This window comes from Klebsiella sp. C360, from assembly GCF_048822415.1.
Taxonomy (GTDB): domain Bacteria; phylum Pseudomonadota; class Gammaproteobacteria; order Enterobacterales; family Enterobacteriaceae; genus Klebsiella; species Klebsiella quasipneumoniae.
In genome coordinates, this window is the sequence record NZ_JBMEZZ010000001.1 from 272,644 (window position 1) to 292,016 (window position 19,373).

General features: G+C 57.0%; 20 protein-coding genes. 8 read left to right on the forward strand and 12 right to left on the reverse strand.

Translation table 11 applies throughout. The features are described 5' to 3' along the window. Nucleotides 1-305 precede the first annotated feature (305 nt). Nucleotides 306-1,301, forward strand: a complete 996-nt coding sequence (gene gapA / locus ACOI7D_RS01290) for a glyceraldehyde-3-phosphate dehydrogenase (RefSeq protein ID WP_004203784.1) — start codon at nucleotides 306-308, stop codon at nucleotides 1,299-1,301. Nucleotides 1,302-1,375: 74 nt separating this feature from the next. After that, nucleotides 1,376-2,260 carry a D-hexose-6-phosphate mutarotase gene (locus tag ACOI7D_RS01295; protein WP_060591059.1) on the forward strand — a complete coding sequence of 295 codons (885 nt, stop codon included), beginning with the start codon at nucleotides 1,376-1,378 and terminating at the stop codon, nucleotides 2,258-2,260. Nucleotides 2,261-2,320: 60 nt separating this feature from the next. Here ACOI7D_RS01295 and ACOI7D_RS01300 read toward each other — a convergent pair whose 3' ends face one another. Both ACOI7D_RS01300 and ACOI7D_RS01305 read right to left on the reverse strand, forming a co-directional pair. After that, nucleotides 2,321-3,175, reverse strand: a complete 855-nt coding sequence (locus ACOI7D_RS01300) for an aldo/keto reductase (RefSeq protein ID WP_064154868.1) — start codon at nucleotides 3,173-3,175, stop codon at nucleotides 2,321-2,323. Nucleotides 3,176-3,266: 91 nt separating this feature from the next. Next, entirely contained in the window at nucleotides 3,267-4,013 is a 747-nt protein-coding gene (locus ACOI7D_RS01305) for a MipA/OmpV family protein (RefSeq protein ID WP_023289272.1), read from the reverse strand. Between the two features lie 416 nt (nucleotides 4,014-4,429). Here ACOI7D_RS01305 and yeaG point away from each other — a divergent pair, with 416 nt between their 5' ends. Together yeaG and ACOI7D_RS01315 are read left to right on the forward strand one after the other, a co-directional pair. Continuing rightward, nucleotides 4,430-6,364 carry a protein kinase YeaG gene (gene yeaG / locus ACOI7D_RS01310; protein ID WP_004203779.1) on the forward strand — a complete coding sequence of 645 codons (1,935 nt, stop codon included), beginning with the start codon at nucleotides 4,430-4,432 and terminating at the stop codon, nucleotides 6,362-6,364. An 85-nt stretch (nucleotides 6,365-6,449) separates the two neighbouring features. Next, complete coding sequence (locus ACOI7D_RS01315; RefSeq protein ID WP_012968476.1) at nucleotides 6,450-7,733, forward strand: YeaH/YhbH family protein; 1,284 nt, start codon at nucleotides 6,450-6,452, stop codon at nucleotides 7,731-7,733. Nucleotides 7,734-7,778: 45 nt separating this feature from the next. On the opposite strand, the gene ACOI7D_RS01320 is transcribed toward ACOI7D_RS01315, so the two are convergent. Then, complete coding sequence (locus tag ACOI7D_RS01320) at nucleotides 7,779-8,342, reverse strand: hypothetical protein (RefSeq protein WP_109547482.1); 564 nt, start codon at nucleotides 8,340-8,342, stop codon at nucleotides 7,779-7,781. 158 nt (nucleotides 8,343-8,500) lie between these two features. Between ACOI7D_RS01320 and ACOI7D_RS01325 the strand changes: the two genes are divergently transcribed. Further along, entirely contained in the window at nucleotides 8,501-8,983 is a 483-nt protein-coding gene (locus ACOI7D_RS01325) for a glutathione peroxidase (protein WP_032452502.1), read from the forward strand. A gap of 121 nt (nucleotides 8,984-9,104) precedes the next feature. Here ACOI7D_RS01325 and ACOI7D_RS01330 read toward each other — a convergent pair whose 3' ends face one another. Continuing rightward, a complete protein-coding gene (locus tag ACOI7D_RS01330; protein WP_109547483.1) occupies nucleotides 9,105-9,416 on the reverse strand; it encodes a hypothetical protein in 312 nt (103 codons plus the stop codon). Nucleotides 9,417-9,507: 91 nt separating this feature from the next. On the opposite strand from ACOI7D_RS01330, the gene ACOI7D_RS01335 reads away from it, so the two are divergent. Beyond that, nucleotides 9,508-9,603, forward strand: a complete 96-nt coding sequence (locus ACOI7D_RS01335) for a hypothetical protein (RefSeq protein WP_223822589.1) — start codon at nucleotides 9,508-9,510, stop codon at nucleotides 9,601-9,603. 70 nt (nucleotides 9,604-9,673) lie between these two features. Here the strand turns inward: ACOI7D_RS01335 and ACOI7D_RS01340 are convergent, their stop codons facing one another. Continuing rightward, nucleotides 9,674-10,555 carry a LysR family transcriptional regulator gene (locus ACOI7D_RS01340; RefSeq protein WP_065812724.1) on the reverse strand — a complete coding sequence of 294 codons (882 nt, stop codon included), beginning with the start codon at nucleotides 10,553-10,555 and terminating at the stop codon, nucleotides 9,674-9,676. A gap of 175 nt (nucleotides 10,556-10,730) precedes the next feature. Here ACOI7D_RS01340 and ACOI7D_RS01345 point away from each other — a divergent pair, with 175 nt between their 5' ends. After that, nucleotides 10,731-11,921: an MFS transporter gene (locus ACOI7D_RS01345; protein ID WP_110237520.1), complete on the forward strand. Its 1,191-nt coding sequence runs from the start codon at nucleotides 10,731-10,733 to the stop codon at nucleotides 11,919-11,921. On the opposite strand, the gene ACOI7D_RS01350 is transcribed toward ACOI7D_RS01345, so the two are convergent. The 7 genes from ACOI7D_RS01350 to ACOI7D_RS01380 form a co-directional block, all read right to left on the reverse strand. Beyond that, a complete protein-coding gene (locus ACOI7D_RS01350) occupies nucleotides 11,918-12,934 on the reverse strand; it encodes a C45 family autoproteolytic acyltransferase/hydolase (RefSeq protein ID WP_109547485.1) in 1,017 nt (338 codons plus the stop codon). The genes ACOI7D_RS01345 and ACOI7D_RS01350 overlap by 4 nt on opposite strands. 21 nt (nucleotides 12,935-12,955) lie before the next feature. Further along, entirely contained in the window at nucleotides 12,956-13,678 is a 723-nt protein-coding gene (gene glnQ, locus ACOI7D_RS01355) for a glutamine ABC transporter ATP-binding protein GlnQ (RefSeq protein ID WP_109547610.1), read from the reverse strand. Nucleotides 13,679-13,680: 2 nt separating this feature from the next. Then, a complete protein-coding gene (glnP, locus tag ACOI7D_RS01360; protein WP_023289264.1) occupies nucleotides 13,681-14,337 on the reverse strand; it encodes a glutamine ABC transporter permease GlnP in 657 nt (218 codons plus the stop codon). A 51-nt stretch (nucleotides 14,338-14,388) separates the two neighbouring features. Next, a complete protein-coding gene (gene glnH / locus ACOI7D_RS01365) occupies nucleotides 14,389-15,141 on the reverse strand; it encodes a glutamine ABC transporter substrate-binding protein GlnH (RefSeq protein ID WP_023289263.1) in 753 nt (250 codons plus the stop codon). A gap of 127 nt (nucleotides 15,142-15,268) precedes the next feature. Further along, nucleotides 15,269-15,823, reverse strand: coding sequence for a carboxymuconolactone decarboxylase family protein (locus ACOI7D_RS01370; protein WP_171005034.1), 555 nt, complete (start codon nucleotides 15,821-15,823; stop codon nucleotides 15,269-15,271). Beyond that, nucleotides 15,820-17,148, reverse strand: a complete 1,329-nt coding sequence (locus ACOI7D_RS01375) for an aspartate aminotransferase family protein (RefSeq protein WP_072422043.1) — start codon at nucleotides 17,146-17,148, stop codon at nucleotides 15,820-15,822. Before ACOI7D_RS01375 ends, ACOI7D_RS01370 begins: the two co-directional genes overlap by 4 nt. Before the next feature lie 128 nt (nucleotides 17,149-17,276). Beyond that, nucleotides 17,277-18,134, reverse strand: coding sequence for a MurR/RpiR family transcriptional regulator (locus tag ACOI7D_RS01380; RefSeq protein WP_032454898.1), 858 nt, complete (start codon nucleotides 18,132-18,134; stop codon nucleotides 17,277-17,279). 226 nt (nucleotides 18,135-18,360) lie between these two features. Between ACOI7D_RS01380 and ACOI7D_RS01385 the strand changes: the two genes are divergently transcribed. Next, a complete protein-coding gene (locus ACOI7D_RS01385; RefSeq protein ID WP_101995544.1) occupies nucleotides 18,361-19,368 on the forward strand; it encodes an AraC family transcriptional regulator in 1,008 nt (335 codons plus the stop codon). The last annotated feature ends 5 nt before the right edge of the window (nucleotides 19,369-19,373 follow it).

Genomic DNA, 19,373 nt, shown 5'->3' on the forward strand with positions numbered 1-19,373 from the left:
TCGCCCCAATTCTAACAAAACATTAACAATGAAGCGTACACTTTTGTTCTAAACTTATCCGGTGCCCACAGGCAGCCAGATAATTGTGACTTAAATCACGTTTTTATCTTAAATGCCCTTTAAAATTCCGCGCGCAGCCCCCATATGGAATTGGGCTCAAAGGGAGAGTGAGGCAAATCAATCGCGCAAGGTGTGCTCAGGATTGATTTGTCGCAATGATTGACACGATTCCGCTTGACGCTGCGTAAGGTTTTTGTAATTTTACAGGCAACCTTTTATTCACTAACAAATAGCTGGTGGAATATATGACTATCAAAGTAGGTATCAACGGTTTTGGCCGTATCGGTCGCATTGTTTTCCGTGCTGCTCAGAAACGTTCTGACATCGAGATCGTTGCAATCAACGACCTGTTAGACGCAGAGTACATGGCTTACATGCTGAAGTATGACTCCACTCACGGTCGTTTCGACGGCACCGTTGAAGTGAAAGACGGTCATCTGGTCGTTAACGGTAAAAAAATCCGTGTTACCGCTGAACGTGACCCGGCTAACCTGAAGTGGGACGAAGTTGGTGTTGACGTTGTTGCTGAAGCAACCGGTATCTTCCTGACCGACGAAACCGCTCGTAAACACATCACCGCTGGCGCGAAAAAAGTCGTTCTGACTGGCCCGTCCAAAGACAACACCCCGATGTTCGTTCGCGGCGCTAACTTCGACACTTACGCTGGCCAGGACATCGTTTCCAACGCATCCTGCACCACCAACTGCCTGGCACCGCTGGCTAAAGTCATCAACGACAACTTCGGTATCGTTGAAGGCCTGATGACCACCGTCCACGCAACCACCGCTACTCAGAAAACCGTTGATGGCCCGTCTCACAAAGACTGGCGCGGCGGCCGCGGCGCAGCTCAGAACATCATCCCGTCCTCTACCGGCGCTGCTAAAGCAGTAGGTAAAGTACTGCCAGAACTGAACGGCAAACTGACCGGTATGGCGTTCCGCGTTCCGACTCCGAACGTATCCGTTGTTGACCTGACCGTTCGTCTGGAAAAAGCAGCGTCCTACGAAGAAATCAAGAAAGCTATCAAAGCCGCTTCTGAAGGCGCAATGAAAGGCGTTCTGGGTTACACCGAAGACGACGTTGTTTCTACCGACTTCAACGGCGAAGTTTGCACTTCCGTGTTCGATGCTAAAGCAGGTATCGCACTGAACGACAACTTCGTTAAACTGGTTTCCTGGTACGACAACGAAACTGGCTACTCCAACAAAGTTCTGGACCTGATTGCCCACATCTCCAAATAAGTTGAGATGAAAAAGTAATCTGTAAGAGCGACTTCGGTCGCTCTTTTTTTTGTCTGCAGAGATAGGATTGCACAATGATAAATAAAATTTTTGCTCTCCCGGTGAATGAAACCATTTCGCCCGTTATCTCCCGTCGCCAGCTGGACGACCTGGAGCTGATTGTCATCGACCATCCGCAGGTGAAAGCCTCTGTGGCGCTGCAGGGGGCGCACCTGCTCTCCTGGAAACCCGCCGGTGAAGAAGAAGTCCTGTGGCTGAGCAACAACACCCCATTTAAACAGGGCGTCGCCCTGCGCGGCGGCGTGCCGATTTGCTGGCCGTGGTTTGGCCCATCGGCGCAGCAGGGCCTGCCGTCGCACGGCTTTGCCCGCAACCTGCCGTGGACCCTGGAAGGGCATGATGAAGACGACAGCGGCGTGATGTTGACCTTTGCGCTGCAGAACAGCGCTGAAACCATGAAGCTGTGGCCGCATGAGTTCACCCTCTATGCCCGCTTCAAGCTGGGCAAGACCTGCGAAATCGAGCTGGAAGCCCACGGCGAATTCGAGACCACCTCTGCCCTGCACAGCTACTTCAACGTTGGCGATATCGCGGCGGTGAAAGTGAGCGGTCTTGGCGAGCGCTATATCGATAAAGTGAAGAACGCCGAAGAAGGCGTTCTGAACAACGGCGTGCAGACCTTCCCGGATCGTACCGACCGCGTCTATCTCGACGCCGAAGGCTGCAGCGTGATCCGCGACGACGCGCTCAGCCGCACGATCGACGTGGTGCATCATCATCAGCACAACGTGGTGGCCTGGAACCCGGGCCCGGCGCTGTCCGTCAGCATGGGCGACATGCCGGACGATGGCTATAAAACCTTCGTTTGCGTCGAAACCTGCTGCGTGACCCAGCCGCAGAAAGCCAGTGAAGAGACCCCGTCTCGCCTGGCGCAAACCATCAGCGTGAAAAAACGCTAACCGCAAAAAGCCCCGTTTATCACGGGGCTTTTTCTCTTCTCCACCTGGATGCGCTGTGGGTTAAACCATATCCAACCGGGTTTTCCGCGGCGGCGGCGGATAGAGGCGATCCAGCTGCGCAAGCTCTTGCGGGCTGAGAACGATATCAAGCGCGGCGGCATTCTGCACCACATGCTCGATAGTCGCCGCTTTCGGGATCGCCAGCATTCCCGGATGACGAATCACCCAGGCCAGCAGCAGCTGCGCCACCGTCACGCCCCTCGCGTTAGCCATATTGATGATATCGGTATGCTGAAAAAGTCCATCGCGTAAGCGCCCCGCCTGCGCCAGCGGACAATAGGCCATCACCGGCAGGGTGTGCTGCTGACACCAGGGCAGAAGATCGTATTCAATGCCCCGCGACGCGAGATGATAGAGCACCTGGTTGGTGGCGCAGCGTTCGCCGCCCGCCGTGCGCCACAGCGCCTGCATATCGTCGGTGTCCAGATTGGAGACGCCCCAACGGCGGATTTTGCCTTCGGCCACCAGCCTTTCCATCGCCTCGACCGTCTCCTGCAGGGGGATATCGCCCCGCCAGTGCAGGAGATACATATCCAGATAGTCGGTCTGCAGCCGGCGCAGACTGTTTTCACAGGCGCGGCGCATCGCCGCTCCGCCGGCGTGCCAGGGATAGACTTTAGAGACCAACGTCACCCGGTCGCGCAGGCCGCGGATCGCCTGGCCCACCACCTCCTCCGCCCCGCCGTCGGCATACATCTCCGCGGTATCGATTACCGTCAGGCCATGGTCGATGCCCGCGCGCAGTGCAGCCACCTCCAGCTGACGCTGCGCCGCGTTCTCGCCCATATACCAGGTTCCCAGCCCGATGGCCGGAACTGCCGCCTGCTCGCCAAAGCATACTGTTTTTTTCACCATCGTCTCCTTCTTCGCGCCCTGCACCACCATAAAGCAAAACAGGGCGCGAAGCCCTGTTTTGATGCATAAAGCGCACTGTAATAATGCACAATCAGAAGGTGTAGGTGATCCCGGTTGAGATCAGACCGCTCCAGGATTTGTCCACCATCGGGCTATCGGTAATTTCATCCGACAGACGCGTGTAGCGCGCAATACCGTATACGCTCCAGTCGCCGAGGAAGCGATAGTTGGCCGCCAGCTCCAGATACGGGTTCCAGCTGCTGTCCGGATCGTAGCTGCGCATCCCGCTGCGACGGGACTCATGCTGCGAGACGCCATAGTAGTATTCGTTCTGATTGTCGCTGTTCCACTCAACGCCAATGCCCGGCGTCAGCGTCAGGTTCCCGTTGGTGTAGCGGTACAGCCAGGCGAGATCCCAGTTGATGCCGTTGCTGTTATCCAGCGTATCACCGGCAATCGTCGTGCGCAGGAAGCCATAGGGCGTATTGTGGACATAAGAAAGACCGGCCATCACGGTCGATTTACGTTTATCCAGGCGACGCATTTGTTCGCTATCGCTGTCGCCCGGCTTGAAGTACATCGGCGACCAGTAGGCCGTTATCGACAGCTTATCGTTGGTGTCATTCCACAGGTAGTAACCCCCGCCCAGACCGTGGAACCAGAAGTTATCGCTCTCATAACTAATGACCGGCACCGGATAAACATCCGCATCATACTGCTTGTACGGATGCTCAACGATGCCGACGCCAGCCCCAAGCGTGAACTTCCCATCGGCATGCGCCGCGCTGGCGGAGGTCGCAATCAGCACGCCGAGTGCCAGAAGTTTGATTTTAGTCACAATCCATATTCCCGTTGTCAAATAATCAGCCCGTGCAGTTTACCGTCGTAGGTCTCATGCCTCAAATTCTTTACCCGATATGACACAAATCGTTCACTTTCCCACCCTTCTCTTACCATCTGGTGACAGCCCGATGACAGCTTCACGTCCCGGCGAATCAAAAAGCGTCTTTTTCAGGATGAGTTATTGATATGTCATTGAAATTGATTTTCTGCGGCATGCAAGATTTCTAAATGCATCTACGCTTAAATTTAGAAGGTGTAATTGCAGGGCACATTCACGCTACCCCACCCGCAACCTGGCATAAGGGTTGCTGGATACCAGGAGAGCGATGTTCAGCTTATGTCTTCCGGGGGCCCCCACTATTCATATGAACGGCTCTCAACCTGTGCTAAAAAACGAAAGGACGGCATGCCATGAATATATTCGATCACTATCGCCAGCGCTATGAAGCTGCCAAGGACGAAGAGTTCACACTGCAGGAGTTTCTTACCATCTGCCGGCAAGATCGCAGTGCCTATGCCAATGCGGCAGAACGTCTGTTGATGGCCATTGGTGAACCCGTCATGGTTGATACGGCTCTCGAGCCGCGGCTATCCCGTCTCTTTTCAAACCGGGTCATCGCACGCTATCCGGCGTTTGAAGAGTTTTACGGTATGGAAGACGCCATTGAGCAGATCGTTTCCTACCTCAAGCATGCCGCCCAGGGGCTGGAAGAGAAGAAACAGATCCTCTATCTGCTGGGACCGGTGGGCGGTGGTAAATCATCGCTGGCTGAACGGCTGAAAGCCCTGATGCAGCGCGTGCCTATCTATGTGCTGAGCGCCAACGGCGAGCGCAGCCCGGTTAACGATCACCCGCTGTGCCTGTTCAATCCGCAGGAGGATGCGCAGATCCTTCAGAAAGAGTATGGCGTCCCTACCCGCTATCTCGGCACCATTATGTCGCCGTGGGCGGCCAAACGCCTGCATGAGTTTGGCGGCGATATCACGAAATTCCGCGTGGTCAAAGTCTGGCCATCGATTCTCGAGCAGGTCGCCATCGCCAAAACCGAACCGGGCGATGAGAACAACCAGGATATTTCAGCGCTGGTGGGTAAAGTGGATATCCGTAAGCTGGAACACTATGCGCAGAACGACCCGGACGCCTACGGCTACTCCGGTGCGCTGTGCCGCGCCAACCAGGGGATCATGGAGTTCGTCGAGATGTTTAAAGCGCCGATCAAGGTGCTGCATCCGCTGCTGACCGCGACCCAGGAGGGTAACTATAACGGGACCGAAGGGATCTCCGCCCTGCCGTTTAACGGGATCATCCTTGCCCACTCCAACGAATCGGAATGGGTGACCTTCCGTAATAACAAAAACAATGAGGCCTTCCTCGACCGCGTCTATATCGTCAAAGTGCCTTATTGCCTGCGGATCTCCGAAGAGATCCGTATCTATGAAAAACTGCTCAACAGCAGCGAACTGACGCATGCGCCATGCGCCCCGGGCACTCTGGAAACGCTGGCGCGCTTCTCGATTCTGTCGCGCCTGAAAGAGCCGGAAAACTCGAGCATCTACTCGAAAATGCGGGTCTATGACGGCGAGAGCCTGAAGGATACCGACCCGAAAGCGAAATCCTATCAAGAGTATCGCGACTATGCCGGGGTGGATGAAGGGATGAACGGGCTCTCCACCCGCTTTGCCTTTAAGATCCTCTCAAGGGTGTTTAACTTCGACCATGTTGAAGTGGCGGCCAACCCGGTGCATCTGTTCTATGTGCTGGAGCAGCAGATTGAGCGCGAACAGTTCCCGCAGGAGCAGGCCGAGCGCTATCTGGAGTTCCTCAAAGGCTATCTGATCCCGAAATACGCCGAGTTTATCGGCAAAGAGATCCAGACCGCTTATCTGGAATCCTACTCCGAGTACGGGCAGAACATTTTCGATCGCTATGTCACCTACGCTGACTTCTGGATCCAGGATCAGGAATATCGCGATCCGGACACCGGGCAGCTGTTTGACCGTGAATCGTTGAATGCCGAGCTGGAGAAAATTGAGAAGCCGGCCGGGATCAGCAACCCGAAAGACTTCCGTAATGAAATCGTCAACTTTGTGCTGCGCGCCAGAGCCAACAACAGCGGACGTAATCCGAACTGGACCAGCTATGAGAAACTGCGCACGGTTATTGAGAAGAAAATGTTCTCCAATACCGAAGAGCTGTTGCCGGTCATTTCGTTTAACGCCAAAACCTCAACCGATGAGCAGAAAAAACACGACGACTTTGTCGACCGCATGATGGAGAAAGGCTACACCCGCAAACAGGTTCGCCTGCTGTGCGAGTGGTACCTGCGGGTTCGTAAATCGTCCTGATGCGTCCAGCCCGGCGGTGCGCCGCCGGGCCAACTGCAGCTGAATGATGATAAGTAAAGTTGGCTAATGCAGTACAGGAGGGCATATGACCTGGTTCATAGACCGACGCCTGAACGGGAAAAACAAAAGCGCCGTCAATCGTCAGCGCTTTTTGCGCCGTTATAAGGCGCAGATTAAACAGTCGATCTCCGAGGCCATCAACAAGCGCTCGGTGACTGATATTGAGAGCGGAGAATCCGTCTCGATCCCGACGGACGATATCAACGAGCCGATGTTTCATCAGGGTCGCGGCGGGCTGCGCAACCGCGTCCACCCGGGCAACGACCATTTCGTGCAAAACGACCGCATCGAACGCCCGCAAGGGGGCGGCGGCGGCGGGGGCGGCGGTCAGGGACAAGCCAGCGCCGATGGCGAAGGGAAGGATGAGTTTGTCTTCCAGATTTCGAAAGATGAGTACCTGGATCTGCTGTTCGAAGATCTCGCCCTGCCGAACCTGAAGAAAAATCAGCACCGGCAGCTGAACGAGTTTAAAACCCATCGCGCGGGCTTTACCTCTAACGGGGTGCCGGCCAACATCAGCGTGGTGCGTTCGCTGCAGAACTCGCTGGCCCGCCGGACGGCGATGACCGCCGGTAAGCGCCGTGAACTGCGCGCCCTGGAGGAGGATCTGGAGACCATCAGCCGCAGCGAACCGGTGCAGCTGCTGGAGGAGGAGCGCCTGCGCAAAGAGATTGCCGAGCTGCGGGCTAAAATTGAACGGGTGCCGTTTATCGACACCTTTGACTTACGCTACAAAAATTACGAAAAACGGCCGGAGCCCTCCAGCCAGGCGGTAATGTTCTGCCTGATGGACGTCTCAGGCTCGATGGACCAGGCCACCAAAGACATGGCCAAGCGCTTTTATATCCTGCTGTATTTGTTCCTCAGCCGGACCTATAAAAACGTCGATGTGGTCTACATCCGCCACCATACTCAGGCGAAAGAGGTGGATGAACACGAGTTCTTCTACTCTCAGGAGACCGGCGGCACCATCGTCTCCAGCGCCCTGAAGCTGATGGATGAAGTGGTGCAGGCGCGTTATGACCCGGCGCAGTGGAACATCTACGCCGCCCAGGCGTCGGATGGCGACAACTGGGCCGACGACTCCCCGCTGTGCCACGAACTGCTGGCGAAGAAAATTCTGCCGGTGGTGCGTTATTACAGCTATATCGAAATTACCCGCCGGGCGCATCAGACCCTGTGGCGCGAGTATGAACACCTGCAGGCGACCTTTGATAATTTCGCCATGCAGCATATCCGCGACCAGGAGGATATCTACCCGGTATTCCGCGAACTGTTTCACAAACAATCGTCTAAAAGTGAAGCGTAGTGAAATACTCAGCCAGTGAGTCGAGTGACTTGCTGGCTATTTTTCTCAGACACAAGGCCCGATGGCACAGCCATACATCATGTAAAACGGAAACAACGGGGCCATGGCGACGGCGCCAAGCGAGCTAATCGTTTTGGTCTTATCATTGATTGATACCACAACGGGGTGCGCTAACTGGTAGGCGGCGGCCAGATCTGACGCGTCCGATGCCGTCCAAAATCCTGTCGCTTTAAACAACACCCCGAGGCGATCGTTATCAATCTGCACCGCATGATACTGATTTACCAGCTCGCTATGCTGCCCGGCATCCAGTTTGCGCTGATCCATCACCACCAGATATTCCGCCGTCACCTCATGTTGTTCCACGACAAAGTTAACCCGCACGCCGGAAGCCTGTTGGTGAAAGCGCTCATAAAAGGTCTTATAACGCTGATATTCCTCAGGCACACCGTCACGGACAAAGCGGTAACTGTATTTCGCTGAGCTGGCGACAATACCGGACTCTGTGGGTTTCATCGCCACAATGGTATCCCGAGGCGGCAAGTTTGGCGCGCTGGTACAGCCTGCGAGCATCGCCACTACGACCAGCGATAAGACATATTTCACCATTTTCAGCCGTTCCTGTTCGCGATTTTCTCTATGACATCTGGCGTTTTTTTAACACTCCAGGTACAAATCTCTAACCCTGTGTATCATAACTGCCTAATCTGCTTCAAACATTCGCGCGATCGTCAGCGTTGAACTGTTTCTACTCTCAGGAGCCTGCTATGACCCCTTTTTATCAATTGACGGCTACCCGCCTGCGCGGACAGCCCCTCTCCATGGCTGACTATGCTGGCAAGGTGGTTCTGGTGGTGAATACGGCCAGCCATTGTGGCTTCACGCCGCAATATGCTGGCCTTGAAGCGCTCTACAAAAAGTACGCGGCTCAGGGGCTGGTTGTGCTTGGTTTCCCCTGCAACCAGTTTGGCAAGCAGGAACCCGGCGGTGCGGATGAAATCGAGCAGACCTGTCACGTTAACTACGGCGTGAGCTTCCCGATGTTTGAGAAAGTGGACGTCAACGGCCCCGCCGCGCATCCGCTGTTTCGTTATTTGAAACAAGCGTTGCCCGGCGTGCTCGGCGGACGGATCAAGTGGAATTTCACCAAGTTCCTCATCGGTCGCGACGGCACCCCCCTCACGCGTTTCGCGCCGTTCACGACGCCGGAGAAAATGGAAGCCGCCATTGTTGCCGCACTCAAACGCTAAGTGTTCCTGTCATTCCACGTTCGCCCAACGGTGGCTGGCTGCCCATGCAAGATAGAGGTCGATCTCACGCGGCCAGCAACCGTCTGTGGTTGGCCTAACTTCCGCCTGCCCGACACGCAGCCTACAGCGGCGACACGGCCTCAACCTCATGCTGAAACACGTAGGGGTCGGAGAGCAGTTCGAATACTTCGTCGTCCGGATAGGTGACCGCGACGTGATAGTCTTCGCCTGCGAAGGCTTTGACCGCCGCGAGATCCTGCCAGTAGGTGGCGAGAAAGAAATGCGCCCATTCGCCCTGGTTTTCCCGGCGCACCAGCGCGCCCCTGTTGCCGGAGATACCCCGGGCGTGTTCCACGCCGGTCCGCTCAAGGTACTTTGCAAACCCCTCGGCATGTTGCAATGGCACACAGCCGTGCCAGGTCCTGACAATCATTTGCGTTCTCCTGTGGTAATCAACCTCTCACCCTAACATCGACAGGCATTTTTGGGGGAGCGCAACAAGGCGGCGCTGGCAACAACGCAAAATTATTTTGCCGGACGAGGATATCCCCTCACTCTGCAGTATTTTCGGCTGCGGCGCAGCATTGGGCCGAATATTACGCGGTGAGTATGACTGTTAGCGGGCGCGGAAAAAATCGTGGCTCGTCAGCCCCGGGGGGTCTTATCGATACACGCCCAAGCCGCGTCCCTTCAGGGCATCGCCAGCCGCTCTTGATGATCCGCAAAGAGAGCGATGAGATGGTCGGCGAGAACCCGCACGCGTCTTGACCCGGCCAGGTCGGAATGCATCACCAGCCAGAGGGTCTGATCCGCGCCGATCTCCGGCTGCAGGCACTGCAGGCCGCTGGCCCGCGCCATAAAGTGCGGCAGGACGCCCAGTCCGAGGCCCGCGGATACCGCGGAAACCTGGGCCACGAGCGTATTGGCTTCGACTTTACACGGCCGGCCGCGCAGGGTGCGCGTGATCCATTGGGCGGCCGGCAGGTGCTGGTGAGTTTCCGGCCACCCCACAAAGTCCGCCTCGCTCAGCGACAGGCCGTCCGCCCTGGCCAGATAGCCGGCGGCGCCATAGACGCCAAACCCCACCGTCCCCAGACGCTTTAACGTCAGATGCCCGGCCTCAGGCTTGACCATGCGGATCGCCAGATCGGCATCCCGACGGTGCAGGTTCACCGGCTGCACGCCGCTCAGCACCTCCACCCGCAGCTCGGGATATTGCTCCAGGAGCCCTTTCAGGGAGGGCAGAATAAAATGCGTGGCCAGGTTGTCCGCGGTGGCCAGGCGGACAACCCCGGCGACATGCCCCTGCAGTTGCGCCGCTTCGCCGAACGCCAGGCCTGCGTATTCCAGCGCCTCAGCCCGCGCGAGCAGGGCTTCGCCATCGTCGGTCAGGCGATAGCCGCTCTGATGGCGGCTGAAGAGCGGAACGTTCAACGCCTGCTCCAGCCGATCCAGCCGGCGGGAGACCGTGGCAATCCCCATGTTCATCTTGTCGGCGGCGCCGCTCAGCGTTCCCGCCCGGGCGATGGCGAGGAATATGCGCGCATCATCCCAGTTAAATTCTGCGGTCATCTATTTTCCATTTATGGAAAACGACTCTCCGTTTTCCGCTCTTTTTTATCATTTTCGCAGGGATGATACTGCACACCACTCGCGGAGACAACCAGGCCATCCGGTCGCCTGCTCGCTCCTCACCTGAACGTCCGCGCACCGCGCGGAACGCACCTTTCCTAAGGATACGCCTGATATGAAAGAGATTGCTTTACCCCTCCACCCGGCGCCGGCGCGCGTCTGGATAGCCGTCGTTGCGCTCGGGATCTGCGCCTTTTCGATCGTCACCAGCGAACTGGCGCCGGTGGGCATGCTCAGCGCCCTGGCGGCGGATTTTCACCAGACGGAATCCGGCATGGGCCTCGCCGTCACCGCCTATGGCTGGGTGGGCGCCCTGGCGGCTCTGCTTTCCGGCGCGATGCCGGCGCGTATTTCCCGCAAGGCGCTGCTGGTCGGGCTGATGCTGATCCTGGCGCTTTCCTGCCTCGCCGCAACCCGGTCTTATTCGATGTTCGCCCTGATGAGTGCCCGCATGATTGGCGCCCTGGCCCATGGCGCCTTCTGGGCCTTAATTGGCATCGTCGCCGCGCAGCTGGTGCCGCCGCACCGGCTGGGGCTGGCCACGGCGATCATTTTTGGCGGCGTGTCGGCGGCAAGCGTAGTGGGGGTACCGCTGGCGAGCTTTATCGCCACCCTGGCGGGCTGGCGACACGCGTTTATGGCGATGGCCTTGCTGTCACTGGCCGCCGCTGCGGCGCTGTGCTCAACGCTGCCCCCGCTGGCCGCCCCTGCCTCCGTCAGGCTGCGTGTTTATCGCGATATTTTCCGCAATCCGCTGCTCGGTGGCCTGTATGGCGCCACGGCCTGCATCATTACCGCACACTTTGCCGCCTTCACCTACATTGAACCGCTGCTGATAAATCTGCAGGGAGTCCCGGCGACCGCCCTCTCCGGCCTGCTGCTGCTGTCAGGGGTTTCCGGGCTGCTGGGTAACGTTATCGCCGGTAAGCTTATCGATCGTCATCTGAAGGGGCTGATTTTCGCTGCGCTGCTGCTGAGCGGGGGCGCGCTGGCGATCCTTGGCGCCGCCCGTCTTGCGCCACTGTCGTTCTGTTTTAGCGGGCTACTGTTAGCCCTGTGGGGCGCCGGCATCGCGATTGTGTTCGTCGGCTTACAGACCTGGCTGCTGCGCAGCGCGGGCGCGGTCGCCCAGCCGGCGTCAGCCATTTACGTGGCCATTTTTAATGCCGCCATCGGCACCGGGGCGCTTGTCGGCGGCCAGCTGATCGCCTCAGCTGGCCTGTCGGGAATGGTGTGGCTGGCGGCGGGGATCATGGTGGGCAGTACGCTGCTGATCGCCCTGCTGAAAGCGCCCTCGGCCCGCTAAAGGCTGCCCTGTAAAACCGCGTTTTCACGGTCCAGAGTGAAGACCTGCCACACGACGCGGGTCGCGCTCAAGGTAAAAATAGCCGTCGCCAGCGTATTTTCCTCATCCGGATCGTCGGGAGACAGCCGGTAAATCGGTAACAGCGGATCCTGCTGGTCGGAGAGCATCGCTTTCGCTGTCACGCCATCCAGCGGCGGGTTCGTCGCCAGCCATGCGTCCAGGCGCCGCTGGCGCGAACCGGAGCTCCCGGTCACGATCTGTTCAATGGCCGCAAGCTGGGGATGGATCAGATGGTTGGCATGCCCGCCGGTGGCGGACAACTCGAGCACCGAGCTGCCGGAGCCGGTGGCTTCCACGCTAAACAGACGGCTATCGCCCATCTGGCCCAGGGTGTGGTGAAACGCGCCCGCGCGCGGCGTGGCGCTCAGCAAAGTGACGGCTTCCTCTAAGGTGGCGGCGTTCAGCGATGCGCGGGCCACAATCTGGCGCGGCATGCCGTCCGGACGATGCACGGCGCGAATATTGTTGACCGTATTGACTATCCCCTTCTCATTCACCGCGAAGGTATGCCCGCACAGGGAGCCGGGATAGGCAAAGCTGGTGAAGGCGAGGCCCACCTCCGGGGTTACGCTGACGATGGCGCACTCTTCACGCAGCTGCGGGAAGCCATCTTCATTGTGCGCAATGATCAACGCGCCCTCCGGGCTTCTCCCCGCCAGGGTGGTGCAGCCATCTGACGTCGAACGTACCAGATCGCCGCGACAGTTCCAGGCGAACACCTCATCCACCGGCGCCTGCAGCCCCTCCGCCATGCCCTCCAGCTCCTGCCAAATCAGCGGGAACTGCGCCTGCACGGCTGCGCGCATGCGCTGGGTCTGTTCCGCCGTTTTCAGGGCGGTTATGGTTTGCCACAGCGCCGTTTGCCTGATTTTAGTATGCCAGGCCTCACGACCAAACGCGCCAAGCTGCTGACCGACCGCATAGGCGGAACCACGGATTGCGATTGTTTTCATATAGTCATCATTCACTTATGTTCAGGATACGTGTTGCAAAAACTCTTGCAGACGCGGATTGCTGCTGGCCGTGAGCAGCGCCTCAGGTGAACCATCTTCGGCAATGGTGCCGCCATCAATAAAGATCAACCGGGAAGCCACCTCTCTGGCAAAGCCAATCTCATGGGTCACAATCACCATCGTCATGCCCTCTTCGGCCAGGGATCGCATGACCTTTAACACCTCATGCCGCAGTTCGGGATCGAGGGCGGATGTTGGCTCATCAAATAACATCATTTTGGGTTTCACCGCCAGGGCGCGCGCTATCGCCACGCGCTGCTGCTGACCGCCCGAGAGCTCTGCCGGATAGTGGTTGGCGCGTTCACGCAGCCCCACGCGGTCCAGCAACGCCAGCGCCTGCTCCCACGCCGCGGCCTTGCTCTGCTTGCGCACGCGAAGCGGACCGAACATAACATTCTCAAGGGCGGTCAGATGCGGGAATAAATGAAACTGTTGAAACACCATACCGGCTTCGCGGCGAATATCACACTCATTCGCGTGCGGATCCGTAATGTGCATGCCCGCCACCAGCAGCGTTCCCGAAGAGATCTCCTCCAGCTTGTTAATACAGCGCAGCAGGGTCGATTTTCCCGAGCCGGACGGGCCAATGATCACCACCACCTCGCCCGCTTCAATCTTTAAATTGATATCGTGCAGCACCTGAGTGGCGCCGAAATTTTTCGCCACCGCGCTAAATTCGACCATGCTCATAAAATATGGATCCTTTTCTCAAGTTGTTTCAGCAGGAAGCTCAGGCACAATGTCAAAAACAGATAAATCATCGCCACCGCCGTCCACACCTCCAGCGCCCGAAAATTGCCGGCAATAATCTCTTGTCCCTGACGGGTTAATTCTGCCACGCCAATGACAATAAACAGCGAGGTATCTTTAATACTGATAATCCACTGATTGCCTAACGCCGGGATCATCCGCCGAAAAGCCAGCGGCATAATGACATGCCACAGGGTGCTGCGCGGCGATAATCCCATCGCCAGGCTGGCTTCTTTAAATCCTTTATTAATCGACAGAATCGCGCCCCGGGTGATCTCCGCTATATAAGCCCCGGAGTTAATCACAATGGTGATAATGGCGGCGGGAACCGGGTCAATACGCACTGGCAACACCATCGGCAGGGCGAAGTAGATAAACATCACCTGCACCATAATTGGCGTCCCGCGGATGACTTCCACAAACACCAGCGATACCGTTTTGGATATTGTTCCGCCTAATGCGCGGCAGGTCCCGGCCAGCAAGCCAATGATTAATCCACCTAACAAGCCTGATAACGAAATAATCAGCGTCAGCTGCAAGCCTTGCATCAGCAGCGGCAATGCATCCCAAATATAGCGACTGTCAAAATTCATGCTTCTACCCGTAAAGAAAATATGAGGTCGGATCGCTCCGACCTGGCAGGGTTATTTCGGCTGTTTAGCAAACCACTTTACGTAAATCTTGTCGTAGGTGCCATCGGCGCGCAGGGCCTGCAGGGCCTGGTTGACTTTTGGCGTCAGGCTGCTGTTTTTCTGCATCGCAAAGCCATACTGCTGTGGCAGAATGCTGTCCGTCTCACCGGTGGATTTGACCTTGCCGTTACCCGCCGTCTTCACGTAGTAAAGGACATTCGGTGAATCATGAACCACGGCATCGAGATTACCGGCCTGCAGGTCAAGGTAGGCGTTATCGATATTCGGGAACTCGATATAATTCGCTTTATATTTGCTTTTCATAAAGCTGGCTGCCGCCGTCCCCTGCTTAAGGCCGACTTTTTTCCCGGTCAAATCACTGAATTTAACAATGGAGTTGTCGGTACTTTTCACGGCCATGAGCAGGTCGGCATTATAATATCCTTCGCTGAAGTCTACGACCTGCTTGCGCGCATCGGTAATCGTTATTCCCGCCATCGCCACATCCAGATTACGCGACTGCAGACCGGGGATCAGGCCGCCGAAATCCATCGGCCTTAATTCGTAGCTGATATGCATTTTCTTCGCAATCGCGTCCCACAGATCGATATCAAAGCCGACATATTTATCGCCTTGTTTAAATTCAAATGGAACAAAGGCAGTATCGACACCCACCGTTATTTTATCTTCTGCTGCTGTCACAAAACTGGCTGAACAAATAACTAATGCCAGCGTCAGCTTTAATTTCTTAAATAATCCACTCATAATTACCCTCAGCGTCAGTGAAATAGCCTACAACGAACGTCATCCTGCGAAATATCTCGCCGGAAGAACCAATAATAAGAGCTGATATGCCGGGCGCAGTTTTATGCGCCCGAATAAAATCGATAACTTATTCAGAAAACAGAGCGTCAGAGGTATCCGGTACTGGCGTTTGCGCGCTGTTCATCACCATGGAGAGAAAACTGTAATAACCGTTTATTCCAATCAGATCCACCACGCCCTTCTCGCCCCATAACTCAATGGCTTGTTGCCAGGTCTCATCGCTGACCTTTTGCTGTTGATGCAGCTGCTGACAGAAGTCATAGATCGCCTGCTCATCGGGCCGCAGATCCGCGGGCCGGCGCCTTTCCTTAATCGCCTGCACCGCCGCGGCAGAGATCCCTTTCTCGCGGGCTATCGGCGCATGGATCGCCCACTCTACCGGCTGCGACCAGTGCCGCGCGGTCAGCAAAATCGCCAGTTCAGAAAGACGCTGGCCCAGCGCGCTGCGATAGCGCAGGTACTCCCCCATACGCTGGGCATGGGCCATCAGCTCGGGACTACGCAACAGCGGCTCAAAAGGCGGCAGTAAGGCGCCGCGCGGTCCGTTGATGATCTCTTCCGCTAACTGACGCTGCCGATCGTCCCATTCCTGTTCCGCCAGGGGCGGTAAACGATTGATCATAATTTCCCCGTCTCTTCGCGGATCACGCTGTTCAGGGTATCGACCACAAAATCGAGCTGCGCCGGGGTGATGATAAACGGCGGTGCAATCAGGATGTGGTCGCCAGACTGGCCATCGATCGTGCCGCCCATGGGATAGACCATCAGTCCGCGCGCCATACAGTTTGCTTTGATCGCGGCGTGCAGCTTCAGGGCAGGATCGAATGGCGTTTTGTCGTCTTTATCGCGCACCAGTTCGACCCCCGCAAACAGGCCGCGTCCGCGCGTATCACCGACATGCGGTAACTCCCCCAGCACCTCGCGCAGCGCCTTGTGCAGATAGGCGCCCTGCTGTTTGACGGCGTCCAGTAAATTATCGCGCGCGATCACCTGCTGCACCGCCAGGGCTGCCGACGCGGCGGTGGCATGACAAATGTAAGTGTGACCGTGCTGGAACAACCCGCTGCCCGCCTTCAGCGCGGAGACGATGGTCTCACTCGCCAGCACCGCCCCAATCGGCTGATAGCCTCCGCCGAGTCCCTTGGCGATGGTCACTAAATCGGGCACCACGTCGTCCTGTTCAAACGCATGCAGCGTCCCGGTCCGCCCCATACCGCACATCACCTCATCCGCGATGTACAGGATGCCGTATTTGTCGCACAGGCGGCGGACCCCTTGCAGATAGCCCGGCGTCGGCGGCGTGGCTCCCGTCGTCGCTCCCACCACAGTTTCCGCACAGAAACCGATGATCGTTTCCGGGCCGGCCTCAAGGATGGCTTGCTCCAGCTCATTGAGCAGGCGTTCGGTATACTGTTGCTGGGTCTCGTCAGCCCGGCGATCGCGGTACTCATTGCAGGCGGAGACGCGGATAACATCCATTAATAAGGGGGCAAACTGGCGACGGCGCCATTCGTTCCCCCCCACCGCCAGCGCGCCCAGCGTATTGCCATGATAGCTCTGTTTACGGGCGATAAAGCGGGTGCGTGATGGCTGGCCGATCTCCACAAAGTACTGCCGCGCCATCTTCAGCGCCGTCTCTACCGCCTCAGAACCGCCCGAGACAAAGTAGGCGTAATTAAGCTCGCCGGGCGCCGTGCGGGTGAGATGTTCGGCAAGCTGCTCGACGGCATCGCTGGTGAAAAAGCTGGTATGCGCATAGGCCAGCCGATCGATCTGGCGGTGCATCGCCGCCAGCACATCAGGATGCGCGTGTCCGAGGCAGGAAACCGCCGCCCCGCCACAGGCATCAAGATACGGTTTTCCCTGGGCATCAAAGATATAGGCCCCTTGCGCACGTGAGGCCACCATCGGCGTGCTATGCAGGCTGCGGTGAATGACATGACTCATACTGGGTTCTGCTCCTGAATCCGCTACATTAATTGAGCGTATCTTGCAGGATCCATTTGGATCACGTCAACGAATTAAAGATATAAATGCATCCATTATACTTATAACTGATACATTTGAATCATTTATCAGGACTTACCGGGGATCACGTAGGCGCCAGACTCAATGAGATAGCGTTCGGCACTTTCAATTTTACTCACCGCCTCCCGGCCGTGGCGCACCACCAGCATCGCCAGCAGACACTCCGCCAGCCCCATGCCGGAGACCACGGAAGGGAAAAATGACGGACTGTCGATGGAGAACAGCAGCGTGCAGTCTGCCGCCTGCGCTAAGGGGGAAACCGGCGAATCGGTAATGGCGAGGATCTTCGCCCCGGCCTGCCGGGCTGCCCGTAAAACATCCAGTGATTCGCGTGAATAGGGCGCAAAGCTGGTGAGTAAGACGCAGTCCCGGTTGGTCAGTTCGCGGGTAAAGACTTCGATATTGCTGGCCAGGCCATCGATTAACGATACCTGGCGGTTGAACAGTCGATAGACATAGAACAGCGACCACGCGATCGGAAAGCTGGCGCGGAATCCGCAAATATAGACATTCTCCGCGCTGTCGAGCAAGGTCACCGCCTGCTCCATCTGCTGGGCATTTTCGTTTTGCGTAAAGGTCAGGTTCGCCTGATGCGCCTGAAATACCTCTTTATACAGCTGCGTTTGCGTGCCGCGGGCCATCATTTTTTCCGCTTTTGATACGTATGTATCATTGCGCAGCCCCAGGTCGTCAATGAAATCGCTTTTTAGCTCGCTCCAGCCACGGTAGCCCAGCCGCTGCGCCAGACGCAGCAGCGTCGCCGGTTTTACCCCGGCTTCCGCCGCGAAGGCGCGCATGGATAACACCACCAGCTGACTGGCATTTTGCAGTGAGAACTCGGCGGCGCGTTGCAGCTCGGGCGACAACCCGCCGAATTCATTAATGATTTTTTCCCTGAGATTCATGGCAGCCACTGACTGGTTTTAAGTGAAAGCTATCTAATCATATTTGAGATCAAGACTCTATAGGTGGCTAACGACCCCGCGTGTCACATCCGTTCCCCCTTCTCATTGCTGGCGTGCTTTACTTCAAATATGGCACAAGAGGAATGTCACTGGCGGGTGGGAAAAGGTATGCTCTTATCAGGGGGCGTTGCACATCAAAGCCCTGTTCACTGCTGGAAATCTCACCATGGCACGCAACCGCACTTTTTCTCTCAATCTCCGTTGGCGAGCGCTGCTCAAAGACGCAGGGATGGAGCCTGAACATCTTCTCCGCCAGGCCGGTTTGCCGGACGACACCTTTTCAGACATCAATCGCGGTCTGACTACCGATGAGTATCTGCGTTTCTGGCGCGTGCTGGAAAAAGAAAGCGACGATCAGGCCTTTCCTTTGCCCTTTGTAGAAAGGGTCTCTGCGGAAGTGTTTGATCCCCCGCTGTTCGCCGCCTTGTGTAGTACCCACATGATGCAGGCGGTCCAGCGGCTGGCCAGGTATAAACTGCTTATTGCCCCCATGGTGCTAGAGACGACGGTCGTGCAGAACGGCACGCTGACAGTGTCTCCGCGCTGGCTGGGAGCAACAGAAATCCCTGCCTCTCTGGAAGTGGCAGAGCTGGCATTTTTACTTCGTCTGAACCGACTGGCCACCCGCGAACCGGTTCAGGCCGTGAAAGTAACGCTCTCACAGCCCCTCACCCGCCAGCAGACCCACCACTTTTCAGCCTTCTTCGGCACGACCATACAGCGTGGAAAGCGGGCGACCATCAGCTTTGCCGCCGCTGATGCCCTGCGGCCCTTTTTGACGGTGAACGAGGGTATGTGGCAGGTCTTTGAGCCGGAGCTGAAGCGTCGTCTCAGCCAGCTTAGCGATCAGGCCTCAACGGCTGAACGTGTTCATGCAGTCCTGCTGGAGCTTCTGCCGGGCAACGACGCCTCTATCGACAATACGGCGCAACGTCTGGGAATGAGCAAACGCACCCTGCAGCGCAGGCTGGCGCAGGAGGGAGAGAATTATCGCGCCCTTGTTCACGCTTGTCGCGAAGCGCTGGCTCGCCACTATCTTCTCAATACCACGCTTTCCGGCTATGAAATCGCCTTTCTGCTCGGTTTTGAAGATCCAAATTCCTTCTATCGGGCTTTTATGGCGTGGACCGGCCAGACGCCAGAAAACCTCAGAGACATGATGCGCCTCAACTAAGCGCG